The sequence below is a fragment of the Nocardia brasiliensis IFM 10847 genome (genome assembly GCF_000710915.1).
Lineage (GTDB): Bacteria > Actinomycetota > Actinomycetes > Mycobacteriales > Mycobacteriaceae > Nocardia > Nocardia brasiliensis_A.
In genome coordinates this window covers 1-13,097 of the sequence record NZ_BAUA01000187.1, presented here as the reverse complement: position 1 = coordinate 13,097, position 13,097 = coordinate 1, and the positions used below count along the sequence as shown (strand labels likewise).

At 67.2% G+C, this 13,097-nt stretch carries 12 protein-coding genes and 1 pseudogene; 6 read left to right on the top strand and 7 right to left on the bottom strand.

Annotation, left to right across the window (positions count from 1 at the left end; translation table 11 throughout):
- From NBRGI_RS48350 to NBRGI_RS44610, 3 genes and pseudogenes are all read left to right on the top strand, one after another.
- Nucleotides 1–196 (top strand): annotated as a pseudogene (locus NBRGI_RS48350) (hypothetical protein); the annotation flags it as partial.
- Nucleotides 197–239: 43 nt separating this feature from the next.
- Complete coding sequence (locus NBRGI_RS36775) at nucleotides 240–755, top strand: ImmA/IrrE family metallo-endopeptidase (RefSeq protein WP_029901851.1); 516 nt, start codon at nucleotides 240–242, stop codon at nucleotides 753–755.
- Nucleotides 752–1,804, top strand: a complete 1,053-nt coding sequence (locus NBRGI_RS44610; RefSeq protein WP_235211230.1) for a hypothetical protein — start codon at nucleotides 752–754, stop codon at nucleotides 1,802–1,804. The genes NBRGI_RS36775 and NBRGI_RS44610 overlap by 4 nt, the downstream gene beginning before the upstream one ends.
- A 284-nt stretch (nucleotides 1,805–2,088) precedes the next feature.
- On the opposite strand, the gene NBRGI_RS36765 is transcribed toward NBRGI_RS44610, so the two are convergent.
- The gene (locus tag NBRGI_RS36765) at nucleotides 2,089–2,505 is read right to left on the bottom strand and encodes a helix-turn-helix domain-containing protein (protein ID WP_011207048.1); all 417 of its coding nucleotides are present in this window, start codon (nucleotides 2,503–2,505) and stop codon (nucleotides 2,089–2,091) included.
- A gap of 362 nt (nucleotides 2,506–2,867) precedes the next feature.
- Nucleotides 2,868–4,031: a steroid 3-ketoacyl-CoA thiolase gene (locus tag NBRGI_RS36760; protein ID WP_029901849.1), complete on the bottom strand. Its 1,164-nt coding sequence runs from the start codon at nucleotides 4,029–4,031 to the stop codon at nucleotides 2,868–2,870.
- Between the two features lie 97 nt (nucleotides 4,032–4,128).
- Between NBRGI_RS36760 and NBRGI_RS36755 the strand changes: the two genes are divergently transcribed.
- Complete coding sequence (locus NBRGI_RS36755) at nucleotides 4,129–5,430, top strand: cytochrome P450 (protein ID WP_228835959.1); 1,302 nt, start codon at nucleotides 4,129–4,131, stop codon at nucleotides 5,428–5,430.
- A gap of 74 nt (nucleotides 5,431–5,504) precedes the next feature.
- On the opposite strand, the gene NBRGI_RS36750 is transcribed toward NBRGI_RS36755, so the two are convergent.
- From NBRGI_RS36750 to NBRGI_RS36730, 5 genes are read right to left on the bottom strand one after another with little or no spacing between them, the layout of a single operon-like run.
- The gene (locus tag NBRGI_RS36750; protein WP_029901845.1) at nucleotides 5,505–5,924 is read right to left on the bottom strand and encodes a nuclear transport factor 2 family protein; all 420 of its coding nucleotides are present in this window, start codon (nucleotides 5,922–5,924) and stop codon (nucleotides 5,505–5,507) included.
- Nucleotides 5,921–6,811, bottom strand: a complete 891-nt coding sequence (locus NBRGI_RS36745; RefSeq protein ID WP_036562199.1) for a TIGR03619 family F420-dependent LLM class oxidoreductase — start codon at nucleotides 6,809–6,811, stop codon at nucleotides 5,921–5,923. The genes NBRGI_RS36750 and NBRGI_RS36745 overlap by 4 nt, the downstream gene beginning before the upstream one ends.
- Before the next feature lie 5 nt (nucleotides 6,812–6,816).
- Nucleotides 6,817–7,983, bottom strand: a complete 1,167-nt coding sequence (locus NBRGI_RS36740) for a thiolase domain-containing protein (protein WP_029901840.1) — start codon at nucleotides 7,981–7,983, stop codon at nucleotides 6,817–6,819.
- Nucleotides 7,980–9,065 carry a thiolase domain-containing protein gene (locus NBRGI_RS36735; RefSeq protein ID WP_051728314.1) on the bottom strand — a complete coding sequence of 362 codons (1,086 nt, stop codon included), beginning with the start codon at nucleotides 9,063–9,065 and terminating at the stop codon, nucleotides 7,980–7,982. The genes NBRGI_RS36740 and NBRGI_RS36735 overlap by 4 nt, the downstream gene beginning before the upstream one ends.
- Entirely contained in the window at nucleotides 9,031–9,999 is a 969-nt protein-coding gene (locus tag NBRGI_RS36730) for a Zn-ribbon domain-containing OB-fold protein (RefSeq protein ID WP_029901836.1), read from the bottom strand. Before NBRGI_RS36730 ends, NBRGI_RS36735 begins: the two co-directional genes overlap by 35 nt.
- Before the next feature lie 150 nt (nucleotides 10,000–10,149).
- Here NBRGI_RS36730 and NBRGI_RS36725 point away from each other — a divergent pair, with 150 nt between their 5' ends.
- Together NBRGI_RS36725 and NBRGI_RS36720 are read left to right on the top strand one after the other, a co-directional pair.
- On the top strand, nucleotides 10,150–11,187 hold the full coding sequence (locus NBRGI_RS36725; protein ID WP_029901834.1) for an LLM class F420-dependent oxidoreductase: 1,038 nt from the start codon (nucleotides 10,150–10,152) through the stop codon (nucleotides 11,185–11,187).
- A 22-nt stretch (nucleotides 11,188–11,209) separates the two neighbouring features.
- Nucleotides 11,210–12,766 carry an acyl-CoA synthetase gene (locus tag NBRGI_RS36720; RefSeq protein WP_029901832.1) on the top strand — a complete coding sequence of 519 codons (1,557 nt, stop codon included), beginning with the start codon at nucleotides 11,210–11,212 and terminating at the stop codon, nucleotides 12,764–12,766.
- Nucleotides 12,767–13,097: the final 331 nt, after the last annotated feature.

Here is a 13,097-nt window from a genome sequence, read left to right as displayed (position 1 = left end):
CGCCAAGCCCAACCCCGACGTGCGCCCGACGAGCGCCAACGACGGACTTCCGAAACCCAAGTTGCTCTCGGTGATCGGCGGCCTGATCGCGCTCGGGCTCGCCGGCGCGGGGTCCGGCGCGGTCAGCTTCCAGGGCGCCTCGGCCGCACAGGCTCGAGTCGACGCCGCCCGTGCCATGTTCTTCCCGAGGCCGTGAGGGGTGCTGGCATGAGTGAGCGGAGCGGCAGCGAGGTGCAGGCATGAGTGAGTCGAAGACGCAGAGCAGTTCGCGGTCCTACCGGCGGGTGGCCGCGGCCGTCGACGCCGTGTGCGCGGTGGCGGCGGATTCCGACGCCACCACGCTGGACGAGGTCGTGCTCGCCATCGCGAGCGAGCGGCGGCGCGAAATCGAAATCGCCAGTGCGCAATTGGGGCCCGGCGTGTGCGGTCAGCGTCGGCTCTATCCCGATCGGGACGTGATCGTGCTGGCCGAATCGCTGCCGAGCCGCGAGCACACACTCGCGCACGAACTCGGCCACATCGTGTTCGATCACGAGGGCGCACCCGCGCCCGAGGTGACGCTCGAGGCCAGCGACGACCTGATCGCCTACATGCTGAGTCAGCGGGCGCACCAGCAGATCGTCGACGACGGCGCGGACGAGCTCGCCGAGTGGGAGGCGGAGACCTTCGCCGCCATGCTGATGACCCGGCTCCGGGTGTTCAACAGCCGAGGCGCAGGCGTCTCGGTCCTTCGATTCGATGAGGCGCTGGGATGACCCTCTGGTTGACGGCACTGCTGGTCTGGATGGCGGCAGGCGCCCGGGTGGGGCGCGTGCTGGTGAAGCCGGCCACGACGGCCCGGGTGGCCATCGTGATCGCGGTCGCCGCCGTTGCGCTGGCCGCAACCGTGGCGGTGCCGGAGATCGCGGTCGCGATCGACAACCTGCTGCCGGGTGGCGTGCACGCCGGCTGGCTTTCCGACGGTGTCGTGGTGTCCGCGTGGATCGCCTTCGTGACGGCCACCTCCGTGGTGGCCTCGGCGGCCTGGCCGGTGGTGTCGCGCCGAAACCTGCGCCAGGTCGCGCTGGTGATCTACAGCCTCGGCTTGTTCGCGGTGGCCGCGACCATCGCGTGGTCGTTCACCTTCGGCTGGGAGGTGGTCGCGTTCGGCGCGGTGTTCATCGTCATCACCGGTCTGCGCAACCTCGACTGGACCACGCTCGGCCGCGGCATCGCGATCTACACCACGGGCACCGCGGTCGTCGCAGTGCTTGCGGTGCTTCAGGTTCGGCGCGCGTTCAACGATGCGCCGCGGGTCGCGCCGGGGAATCCGACCTGGGCGTGGCCGGCCTGGGAGGCGGCCAGTCTGCTCATCGCGTTCGGCGCGGTCTGGATCGTGGTGGAACTCTGGGTGCGAGCCCGGGTGCTGCTGCGCCAGATCCGGCTGTTGCACAAGATCATGGTCGGGCCGCTTCCCCGAAGTCCGTCGCGCACGACCAGACCGGTACCTCGACTCAGCTGCGGGCTTCCGATCAAGTGGCCCAGATCATGGACGCGCTGTATCTCCAGTCCGGCGGTGGCGTGGTGCTCGCCGCGGTGGCGCCGCCGCCGCGGTCGATCGCGGAGCGGGCGGGCACGGTGGCGGAGTGGGCGAGAAACCCTTTGGGCGATGTGGCAATCGATGCGCGGTGGATTGCTCCGCCGGAGGGCATTAGTCCGCGGGGCTGGGTCCAGGCCATCGCGCGGGCATATGACGCGACAAGCCTGGAGCACGCCCGAAATTGAGCTAAGCGGTCTGTTCCGCCGGTATTTGGCGTACCCGTAGACACTCCGGGATCCGCGTTGCGGGCCCCGGGTCGAGTTCTGCCCGGTGAACGCTGACTTATCGAAGCATGCACAAAATCAGGGGTCCGGGATAACCGGTGCGGCAGTCTGTTCCGAGATAGTCGAATGCGGCTCCGCACGCGTGCGTGATCGGATACCGCAAGCACCCTTGACGGGGCAAGCCCCTATTACCCTGGGCGCGCCATCATGCATTGTCCAGGGTGTGAACGCATAACACAGCACAGTGCGACCCGTGGGGCCGCACTGTGCTTCGTGCAAGTGAACCTATTCGGTTCCATCCGGAGGAATTTCGGGCAAGCCTTCACTTGCCCGCAACTTCTCCGCCATGGAGGTGAGGAGGTTCTGTGATTCTTCGGACAGGTCGAACGCTCTACTCGACAGCCGTCGCAGTCCATAGCCCTGCAGCTGGGACAGCAACTCCAGATCGTGATCGATCTTGGCGGCATAGATGTCGTTGAAGAAGTAGTCCGGCTTGACCTTGAAGAACTTCGCCAGGGCGGCCACCGTCTCATCGGACGGGTTCGTCCGTTGTCCCGACCGCAACTGCGACAGGTACGGTTTCGAGATCGGATGTCCGGAGGCCGTCAGCGCAGCCGCAACCTCCGCGTTGGTGTGCGGCTTACGCCCCGGGGGATGCACGGTTTCGAACAGCTTGTTCAGCCGCGCCGCGAAATCAGCCATTGTGAGCCGCCCAATTCCCTTCGCTGTACTAACAGTCGTTATCTCGGATACGTATCATTGATATTAGCGGCTCAGTAACTGAAAACCTACGCCTGATTCCGGATTTCCTTGAAGCTTCTAGGTGCCGGTTGGGCGAAGGTACTGGGACCGTTGCGTTTGCGGGTCACCCCAACGGCTCTCGAGAAGCCGAGGTACGGACCGGTTCTGGCCCGTCCTGGAGGTCTTCCCCGCGACACTCATGATAGCGGAAAGATAGCTGACGTCTCATCTAGTTGACGAAGCTCACTCATGTGTGGCGTACGACACGTTTTCGAGCCTGGGGGATGAACGTTCAACAAACCCGTTTCGCGAAGTTGAACGCCCTATAGACGCTCGATGATCGTGCCTGTCGCCAATGCGCCACCGGCGCACATCAGCACCATCGCGGTGCTGTTGCCGGTGCGCTCCAGCTCGTGCAAAGCCGTTGTGATCAGCCGGGATCCGGTCGAGCCGACCGGATGTCCCAGCGCGATCGCGCCGCCGTTGACATTGACCCGATCCAGGTCCGGCCGGTGCACCGAGGCCCAGGAGAGCGCGACCGAGGCGAAGGCCTCGTTGATCTCGAACAGGTCGATGTCGCCGATGCTCATACCGGAACGCTCCAGCAGGCGCGAGCAGGCCTGCACCGGTCCGTCGAGGTGGAACTCGGGCTCGGAACCGACCAGGGCCTGGGTGACGATCCGCGCTCGCGGCCGCAAGCCCGCTCGCTGCGCCGCCTGCTCGTCCATCAGCAGGACGGCGGCCGCGCCGTCGGAGATCTGGGAGGAGCTGCCCGCGGTGTGCACGCCGCCCTCGAGCACCGGCTTCAACTTGGCCAATCCCTCGACCGTCGTCTCCCGCAGGCCCTGGTCGCGCGACACGTCCAGCTTCTCGCCGGTCGCGTTGCCTTCCTTGTCCACCGCCGGTGCGGTGATCGTGAGCACCTCGCGGTCGAAGCGGCCCTCGGCCCAGGCCTGGCCGGCCAGGCGCTGTGAGCGCGCGCCGAACTCGTCGACGTCGGCGCGAGTGATGCCGCGTCGCTTGGCAATCCGCTCGGCCGCTTCGAACTGGTTGGGCAGGTCGATGTTCCAGGACGCCGGCCTGCGCGCGCCCGCGTGCTCGCCGACGTTGGCGCCCAGCGGAACTCGGCTCATCGCCTCGACACCGCAGGCGATGCCGACATCGATCGCCCCGGTGGCGATGAGCCCGGCGACGAGGTGGTTGGCCTGTTGAGCCGAACCGCACTGGGCGTCGATGGTGGTCGCGCCGACCTGCCACGGTAGCCCGGCGTGCAGCCAGGCGACGCGGGTCACGTTGTTGGACTGTTCGCCCGCCTGGGTGACGCAGCCGCCGATCACCTGCTCGACCTGTGCCGGGTCCAGGTGGGCGCGTTCCAGCAGCCCGCGCTGCGCGAGGCCGAGCAGTTCCGCGGCGTGTAGGCCGGACAGCCAGCCGCCGCGCTTGCCGATGGGGGTGCGCGCGGCCTCGACGATGACGGGTGTGCCCATGTCCAACCTTTCGTATGGGACAGAAACTGTAACGAGTTCAGGGATGTTTCTGGCGGTTCTGTCCGGTTTCTTTCCTGATACTGCCGCCTATGCTTCAATGATTATAGAACGTGTTTCAGTTTGTCGAAGGAGACATCTGGTGGTAGACCCTCGGAATGTCCGGCCGAATCTGCCGGACGGATTCGACGTCACAGACCCCGGCATCTATGCCGAACGAGTCCCGGTCGAGGAGTTCGCCGAACTGCGCCGAACCGCCCCGGTCTGGTGGAATCCGCAACCGGCCGAGGTCAGTGGTTTCCACGACGAGGGCTTCTGGGTGGTGAGCAAGCACGCCGATGTCAAAGAGGTGTCCCGGCGCAGCGAGGTGTTCTCCACCTACGAGAACACCGCGATCCCGCGCTTCAACGACGACATCACCCGCGAGCAGATCGAACTGCAGCGCTTCGTGCTGATCAACAAGGACGCGCCGGAGCACACGAAGCTGCGCAAGATCATCTCCCGGGGCTTCACCCCGCGCGCGATAAACGGTCTGCGCGCGGAACTTTCGGCGCGGGCCGAATCGATCGTCAAGGCGGCGGCCGAATCCGGCAGCGGCGACTTCGTCACCCAGATCGCGTGTGAGCTGCCGCTGCAGGCGATCGCCGAGCTGATCGGGGTGCCGCAGGAAGACCGGATGAAGGTCTTCACCTGGTCCAACGACATGACCGGATACGACGACCCGGACAACGACGCGGACCCGGTCATGGCCTCGGCCGAAATCCTCGGCTACGCATACCAAATGGCCGCCGCGCGCAAGGAATGCCCCGCCAACGACCTCGTCACCACGCTGATCGAGGCCGACGTCGACGGCGACAAGCTGAGCGAGGAAGAGTTCGGCTTCTTCGTCATCATGCTGGCCGTGGCCGGTAACGAGACCACCCGCAACGCCATCACGCACGGCATGAACGCCTTCATGGAGCACCCTGACCAGTGGGAGCTGTTCAAGAAGGAGCGCCCGGCCACCGCCGCCGACGAGATCATCCGGTGGGCCACGCCGGTCACCTCCTTCCAGCGGACCGCGCTGGAAGACACCGAGCTCGGCGGCGTGCAGATCAAGAAGGGCGAGCGGGTCGTCATGCTGTACCGCTCGGCCAACTTCGATGAGGACGTCTTCGACGAGCCGGAGAAGTTCGACATCCTGCGAAAGGACAACCAGCACTTGTCCTTCGGCGGCACCGGCGCGCACTTCTGTATCGGCGCGAACCTGGCCCGGCTCGAGGTGGACCTGATCTTCAACGCCATCGCCGATCATCTGCCGGACATCACCAAGCTCGGCGACCCGAAGCGGCTGCGTTCCGGCTGGCTCAACGGGATCAAGGAATTCCCGGTGGACTACAAGACCTGCCCGGTCGCGCACTGAGCGCACCGAAACCACAAAGGCCCTCGGCCCGGTAGTCCCCACTCCGGTCCGAGGGCCTTTCGCCGGTCGGTCTGTCAGTCGATCTTCTTCGCGGTCGCCATGGCGCGGTCGACCTCCCAAAACGCGCGCAGCGCCGCGATTTTGCCGGTCTCGTCCACCCGGTAGGTGAAGACCCCGTCGGCGTCGATCCGATGGCCGCCGAGCGTGCTGCGGATGGTGCCGGTGAATGCGATCTCGTTCCCGCACGCGAACGAGTCACCGAACAGGAACTCGATCGAGGTGGTCTGCGCGATCGCTTTGTCCCAGAACGCCGCGATCGCCTCCTTCCCGCGGTGACCCTTGCCTTCCGGATCGAAACCGGAAGGGCCGATGGGATCTTCGACGATGCCGTCCTCGGCGAACAGCGCAACCCAGGCCGCCTTGTCCCGGGCGCGCACCGCGGCCTGCGACGCGAGCCCGGCGGTGCGGGCGGGATGGTCGGTGGTGGTGGTCATGCCGGTACCTCCGCGACGATCGGGTCCTCGATATTCGCCGCGGCGAATCGGCGCAGCGAGTCCTGTTTGGCGGCGAGCTCGCCGTCGAAGCCGATGCCGTCCATCAGCCACGGCACCACGATCGCATCGGTGACACCGGCATCGGCCAGGTCCTGGTAGCCCGACCGGCCGTACCGGTCGACGCACACCGCCTGGATCTCGAACGGTTCGGTGCCGCGGCCGAATTCGGCGCGCAGGGCGTCGAGCTTGCCGATGGTCCGGCGCAGTTCGTCGTAGGTCATCATCGCCGAGGCCCATCCGTCGCCGACCCGGGCCGCCCGGCGCAGCGCCGCTTCGGTGTGCCCGCCGATATAGAACGGCACCGGCTCGGTCGGTGCCGGACTGACCTGCAACGGATCGAAATCGAAGAATTCGCCGTGGTATTCGACCATGCCGCCGCTCAACACCAACTTGATGACCTCGATCATCTCGTCGACTCGGGCGCCGCGGCGCGCGTACGGCACACCGCACCACTCGAATTCCTCCGGCGCCCAGCCGATGCCGACACCGAAGCCGAACCGGTTGCCGGACATGGCCGCCACTGAACCCACCTGGCGAGCCAGGAGCAGCGGGTTGCGTGAGCCGAGCTTGAGCACGTTGGTGTAGAACCGGATCCGGCTGGTCGCCATGGCCATCGCCGTCGCCCCGATCAGGGGATCGACCCAGGGTGTCTCCGGTCCCCAGAACCTGCTTCCGTCGGCGGTGTAGGGGTATTTCGCCGCCGCGGATTTCATGTAGAACAGTGAGTCCGGCAGTGCGATCGACGAGAAGCCGCACTCCTCAGCGGTTTTCGCGAGTTCCGGCAGTTGTTCCAGCGGACTGAGCGCGATGCCGAGGGTGAACTGCATGGGGCTCATCGCCGCTCCGAGCCGACGACCCAGAGCGAGAAGTACTGGGAGCCACCGCCGTAGGCATGGCCGACGGCCTTGCGGGCCCCTTCCACCTGGTACGCACCGGCGCGGCCCATGACCTGCTTGGCCGCCTCGGCGAACCGGATGAGCCCGGACGCGCCGATCGGATTCGAGGAGAGCACACCGCCGGACGGGTTGACCGGCAGAATGCCGCCGATCTCGGTTTCTCCCTTGTCGGTGAGCTTCCAGCCGTCGCCCGGCGGCACGAAGCCGAGGTTCTCCAGCCACATCGGCTCGAACCAGGAGAACGGCACGTAGATCTCCGCGACGTCGATCTCGTTGAGCGGGTCGGTGATTCCGGCGGCCTGCCACAGCGCGGCCGCCGCGTCCTGACCGGCCTGCGGGTTCACCTGGTCGCGTCCGGCGAAGGTGGTCGGCTCGGTGCGCATCGCGGTGCCGTGCACCCAGGCCACCTTCTTGCCGGTCGCCTCCACCGCGGTCGCCGCTTCCTCGTCGCCGATCACGATGGCGCAAGCGCCGTCCGAGGACGGGCAGGTCTCGTCGAAACGAATGGGATCCCAGAGCATTTGCGACGCCAGCACGGATTCGAGCGTGATATCGGGCTGCTTGAGGTGGGCGAGGGGGTTTTTCGCGCCGTTGCGGCGATCCTTGACCGCGACCATCGCGCCGATATGGCTCGGCGCGTTCGAGCGCCGGATGTAGGAGCGCACATGCGGGGCGAAGTAGCCGCCGGCACCCGCGCCGACCGGCATGGTGAACGGCACCGGAATCGACAGTGCCCACATGGCATTGGACTCCGACTGCTTCTCCCAGGCGATCGCGAGCACGCGCTTGTGCACGCCGGCCTGAACCAGGTTGGCGGCGACCACGCCGGTGGATCCGCCGACCGAGCCTGCGGTATGCACGCGCAACAGCGGTTTTCCGGTGGCGCCCAACGCATCCGCGAGATACAGCTCGGGCATCATGACGCCCTCGAACAGATCGGGTGCCTTGCCGACCACCACGGCATCGATATCGGCGATGGTCAGGCCCGCGTCGACCAGCGCGCGGTCGATGGCCTCGCGGCACATGCCCGCCATCGATACATCGGTTCTTTTCGTCACGTGATGGGTCTGGCCGGTGCCGAGCACCGCAGCGGGATTGGTCATCGGCTCGCCTCCGAATCCAGGACTGTCACAAGGTTCTGCTGCAGCGCGGGGCCGCTGGTGGCATGGGCGAGGGCACGATTCGCGGTGCCGCCCATGATCGCCTCGGCCGCGAAGCCGATGCGTTCGAGCCCGGCGGCGAACATCGGGTTCGCGGCGAGCGCGCCGCCCGACGGATTCACCTTGGTCCCGTTCTTCAGGCCGATCGCCTCGGTGAGGATCAGCTGCTGATGGCTGAACGGCGCGTGCAGCTCCGCGATATCGAAGCCGCTCGTGTCGCCACCGGTAACCGCCTGTGCCGCAGCCGCGGTCGAGGGGGAGACGGTGAGGTCGCGGGCGCCGAGATTCGGCGTGTCCACTCGATGCGCCATACCGGTGATCCAGGCGGGCCGCTCGCACAGTTCGCGCGCGCGGTCGCCGACCGCGAGCACGATGGCCGCCGCGCCGTCGGTGACCGGCGCGATGTCGTGGGCGCGCAGCGGATCGGCGACATACGGTGTGCCGAGCAGACTTTCGACGTCGCCGTCATTTCCCGCGGCGACCGCGGCCATGTCCTGTTCGGTCCAACGGCCCGCGTCCAGCCCCGCGCGGGCCTGCAAACCGGCAATCGACCAGGCGTCCGGCCAGAGCGGTGTCACCAGGTACGGGTCGAGCTGCATGGTGAGCACCTGGCGCAGCGTGCCGGCCGAGGACTTGCCGAAGCCGTACACCAGCGCGGTCTCCGCCTGCCCCGAGCGCAGCTTCACCCAGGCCTCGTACAGCGCCCAGGCCGCGTCCATCTCCACGTGAGACTCGTTGATCGGCGGCACCGCGCCGATCGCGTCGATCGCCGAGATGAACGAAAACGCGCGTCCGGCAAGGTAATCCGAGGAGCCGGAGCACCAGAAGCCGATATCGGACTTGGTGATCCCGAGCCGGCGGTAGAGCTGCTGGAAGCAGGGCACCAGCATCTCGACGCCATTGGTGGTGCCGAAGGTCTCCGGCACGTGCGGCGCGTGGGCGAAGCCCACGACCGCGATGTCCGTTCCGTGGTCAGTCAACGTGGGCCTCTCAGAGGTGGTGCTTGTAGGTCTCGTAGTCGGCATCCGGCTCGCCGGTGGGGCGGAAGTGGTCCACGTTCTCCAGCCCGAAGCCCCACTCCTCGCGCGGCTTCCACACCGCCTCCACCCGCATGCCCATTCGCACTTCGCTTGCCTCGCAACCGAGTACGAGGTGCAGCACCGGGATGTCGGCGCCGTCGAGCAGCACGTACGCCGCGACATAGGGCGGCTTGATCCGCTGGCCGAGGAACGGCACGTTCACGATGCAGAACGTGGTGACGGTGCCGCGGTCGGGCAGTTCCACGGTCTGGTCGGTCGGCCTGCCGTCGGTCGGATTGGCGCCGCGCGGCGGGAAGTACACCTTGCCCGCGGCGTCGGTGCGCCCGCCGAGCAACTTGCCTTCGGCGAGTCCGCGCAGGTAGACGGTTTCCTGCGGCGACGCGGTGTGCTTGTAGCGGAGATCGACCGGTGTGGTGATGACCGAGATCGGATCGCCGCCTGATTCGGTGACTCCGGTGCTCGCTTCGGGTTGTTCGCCCGGCACGAAGCAGGCGATGTCATGGATGCTGCCGCTGGTCTCGGCGGCCCATCGGACGGCCACCCGCATGCCGGTCCGGATGTCCTCGGGCGCCGCGACGTCGACGGCGTGCAGCAGTGTGGTGTCCGCGCCGTCCAGCCGGATCAGCGCCCAGGCGAACGGCCGGTCGAAAGGCTGGCCGGGTAGCGGTTCGCGCACCCAGGTCCACGATGCGACGGTGCCGACCGCGGCCACGTCGACGAAGTCGGTGAGCGGCTCCGCGCTGACCGGGTCGTACTCGGGCGGCGGCACCAGCACCCGGCCGTCCGTGCCGCGCACACCGACGATCTTGCGGTCGCGCAGGGCGGTCAAGAACTTGCCGATCGTCGGTCCGACGGACCGGGTGTAGTCGAATTGCACCCGTAGGGGCGCACTGAGTACATCAGGTGCGGTGGTGTTCAAATCCGACCCTCTCTCATCCGCGATTACGCCGGATGCGGTATTCCCCTGAGTCACAATGTCGAGTAGAACAGGTTCTTATTCTGCTGGCAAGATGCGGTGTCGGTGACGGGCTGTGCAAACGGCTCGGGAGGTCGGTCGGAAGGGTCGAGCATGAAGTTCGGATTGCAACTCGGGTACTGGATGGCGCAGCCGCCACAGCACGCGGGGGAGTTGGTGCTGGCGGCCGAGGCGGCGGGTTTCGATGCCGTATTCGCCGCGGAATCGTGGGGCTCGGATGCGTTCGGCCCGCTGACCTGGTGGGGTTCGGCTACGCAGCGGGTACGGCTCGGCACGTCCGTCGTGCAGATGTCGGCGCGCACCCCCGCCGCGACCGCGATGCACGCGCTGACCCTGGATCACCTCAGCGGTGGCCGGGCCGTGCTCGGGCTCGGCGTATCCGGGCCGCAGGTCGTCGAGGGCTGGTACGGTCAGCCGTTCGCCAAGCCGCTGCAGCGCACCCGCGAATACGTCGGGATCATCCGGCGCATTCTCGAGCGGGCGGCGCCGGTGACCAACGACGGGCCGAACTACCCGCTGCCCTACACCGGCCCGGGGGCGACCGGGCTCGGTAAGCCGCTCAAACCGATCGTGCACCCGCTACGTGCGGATCTGCCGATCTGGCTCGGCGCCGAGGGGCCGAAGAACGTCGCGCTCACCGCGGAGATCGCCGACGGCTGGCTCGCGATCTACTACGCGCCACGGCTGGCGAACATGTACAACGACTGGCTCGACGAGGGCTTCGCCCGGGCCGGTGCGCGCCGGTCGCGGGCGGAGTTCGAGATCGCCGCGAGCTGTCAGGTGGTGATCACCGACGACGCCGCGAGCGAACTCGAGCGGATGCGCTGGGTCATGTCGCTCTACATCGGCGGGATGGGCGCGCCGGAACAGAATTTCCACGCGCAGGTCTACCGCCGGATGGGCTACGAACGTGAGGTCGACGAGATCGGCAGGCTGTTCCAGGCGGGCAAAAAGGCCGAGGCGGCTGCCGTCGTGCCGGACGAAATGATTCTCGATACCGCGATCATCGGCGACGAGGCGCATGTGCGTGAACAACTGAAGGTGTGGGAGGCGGCCGGGGTCACCATGATGCTGGTGTCCGCGGCGGATGCCGAGCAATTACGTCGGCTCGCCCCCCTTGTCGATATGTAGAACACGTTCTAGATTCATAAAGATGACGGCGCAGGAGTCAACGAAAATTCTCGGTCTGTGGAACATCGCCGAAGCCGAACCGGATCGCATCGCGTTGGTCGATCCGGCGGGCCGGGAGGTGACGTATCGCGAATTGGCCACGCTCGCCGACCGATACGCCACCGGCCTGCGCGGGCTCGGCCTGAAAACCGGTGACGTGCTGGTCAGCATGGTGCACAACTGCACGGAGGCGGTCGCCGCCTACTTCGCGGCCTACCAGGCCGGGTTGTACATCGTCGCGGTGAACTGGCACTTGACCGGCCCCGAGGTCGCCTACATCCTCCAGGACAGCGAGGCGAAGGCGTTCTTGGCCAGCGATCGATTCGCCGCCACCGCGACCGCGGCCGCCGATGAGGCGAAACTGCCTGCCACGGCACGCTTTTCGGTCGGCGAGATCGACGGTTTCCGCTCGGTGGCCTGGCTCGGCGCCGCCGATACCGGACGGCCGTCCGATCGCAGCACCGGCGCACCGATGCTCTACACCTCCGGCACCACCGGGCGGCCCAAGGGAGTTCGCCGGCCGCTCACCGGCGCCGATCCGGATGTCGTGCCGCCGCACACGACGGCCTTCTTCGGTTTGTTCGAACTCGCGCCCTACGACGAGCACGTGCACATCTGCGGCTCGCCGCTCTATCACACGGCCGTGCTGAACTTCGCGACCATCTCGATCCAGTTGGGGCACAAGCTCGTTCTGATGGATCGGTGGGAAGCCGAGGAAATGCTGCGGCTCATCGACCGGTATCGGGTGACGCACAGTCACATGGTGCCCACCCAGTTCCATCGGCTGCTCGCCCTGCCCGAGGCGGTGCGCGCCAAGTACGACGTCTCCTCCCTGCGCAGCATGGTGCACGGCGCGGCCCCCTGCCCGCAGGAAACCAAACGGCAGATGCTCGACTGGTGGGGCCCGACGGTCACCGAGTACTACGCGGCCACCGAGGGTGGCGGCACGGTGATCAACGGCACCGACTGGTTGCGCAAGCCCGGTTCGGTGGGCAAGGCCTGGCCCTGGTCGGTGATCAAGGTGCTCAGCGAGGAAGACGGCACCGAGGTGCCCACCGGTGAACCCGGCCTCGTCTACATGCGCATGGGCGCTTCGAGTTTCGAATACCACCACGACAAGGCCAAGACCGAGGACTCGCGCGTCGGTGACCTGTTCACCGTCGGCGATATCGGCCACCTCGACGAGGACGGCTACCTCTACCTGCACGACCGTCGTTCCGACCTGATCCTGTCCGGCGGCGTGAACATCTATCCCGCCGAGATCGAGAACGTGCTCGTCACCCACCCCAAGGTCGCCGATGTCGCCGTCTTCGGCATCCCGCACCCCGACTGGGGCGCCGAAGTCAAAGCCGTCGTCCAGCCCGCCCCCGGCATCGAAGGCGACGACGCCCTCACCGCCGAGCTCTTGGCCTTCGCCGCAACCCAGCTCGCGAAATACAAGATGCCCAAATCAATCGACTACCTCCCCGAACTCCCCCGCGACCCCAACGGAAAGCTCTACAAGCGCAAACTCCGCGACCGCTACGTACCCGCCACCTAGCCCAACTCCCGCCCCGCGCCCGTCCCCCGGCGCGTCGTCCCGCCGCGAGAACCCGCGCGGCACAGCATTGTACGCGTTCCCAGCCGGTGCCTGCTGGGGTAAACGGAACGTCCCCGCGCACGTCTTTGCGCCCCTTCCGGTGTGTCGTCCGGCAAGTCGTCGCGCGGGGCACGAAAACGTGCGCGGGGCGCGAAGATTTGCGCGGCGCAGCGTCCGGCGTATGCCTGGCGGGCCTGCCGCGGCAAACGGGACGCTCGCGCGCACGTCTTCGCGTCCCTTCCGGTGTGTCCCTCGGCGAGTCGTCGCGCGGGACGCGAAAACGTGCGCGGGG

Coding starts and splice junctions, on each gene's coding strand:
- NBRGI_RS36725 (WP_029901834.1), top strand. CDS start 10,150: ATGAAGTTCGGATTGCAACTCGGGTACTGGATGGCGCAGCCGCCACAG.
- NBRGI_RS36740 (WP_029901840.1), bottom strand. CDS start 7,983: ATGACCAATCCCGCTGCGGTGCTCGGCACCGGCCAGACCCATCACGTG.
- NBRGI_RS36765 (WP_011207048.1), bottom strand. CDS start 2,505: ATGGCTGATTTCGCGGCGCGGCTGAACAAGCTGTTCGAAACCGTGCAT.
- NBRGI_RS36760 (WP_029901849.1), bottom strand. CDS start 4,031: ATGGGCACACCCGTCATCGTCGAGGCCGCGCGCACCCCCATCGGCAAG.
- NBRGI_RS36750 (WP_029901845.1), bottom strand. CDS start 5,924: ATGACCACCACCACCGACCATCCCGCCCGCACCGCCGGGCTCGCGTCG.
- NBRGI_RS36735 (WP_051728314.1), bottom strand. CDS start 9,065: ATGCCGACTACGAGACCTACAAGCACCACCTCTGAGAGGCCCACGTTG.
- NBRGI_RS36775 (WP_029901851.1), top strand. CDS start 240: ATGAGTGAGTCGAAGACGCAGAGCAGTTCGCGGTCCTACCGGCGGGTG.
- NBRGI_RS36745 (WP_036562199.1), bottom strand. CDS start 6,811: ATGCAGTTCACCCTCGGCATCGCGCTCAGTCCGCTGGAACAACTGCCG.
- NBRGI_RS44610 (WP_235211230.1), top strand. CDS start 752: ATGACCCTCTGGTTGACGGCACTGCTGGTCTGGATGGCGGCAGGCGCC.
- NBRGI_RS36755 (WP_228835959.1), top strand. CDS start 4,129: ATGATTATAGAACGTGTTTCAGTTTGTCGAAGGAGACATCTGGTGGTA.
- NBRGI_RS36720 (WP_029901832.1), top strand. CDS start 11,210: ATGACGGCGCAGGAGTCAACGAAAATTCTCGGTCTGTGGAACATCGCC.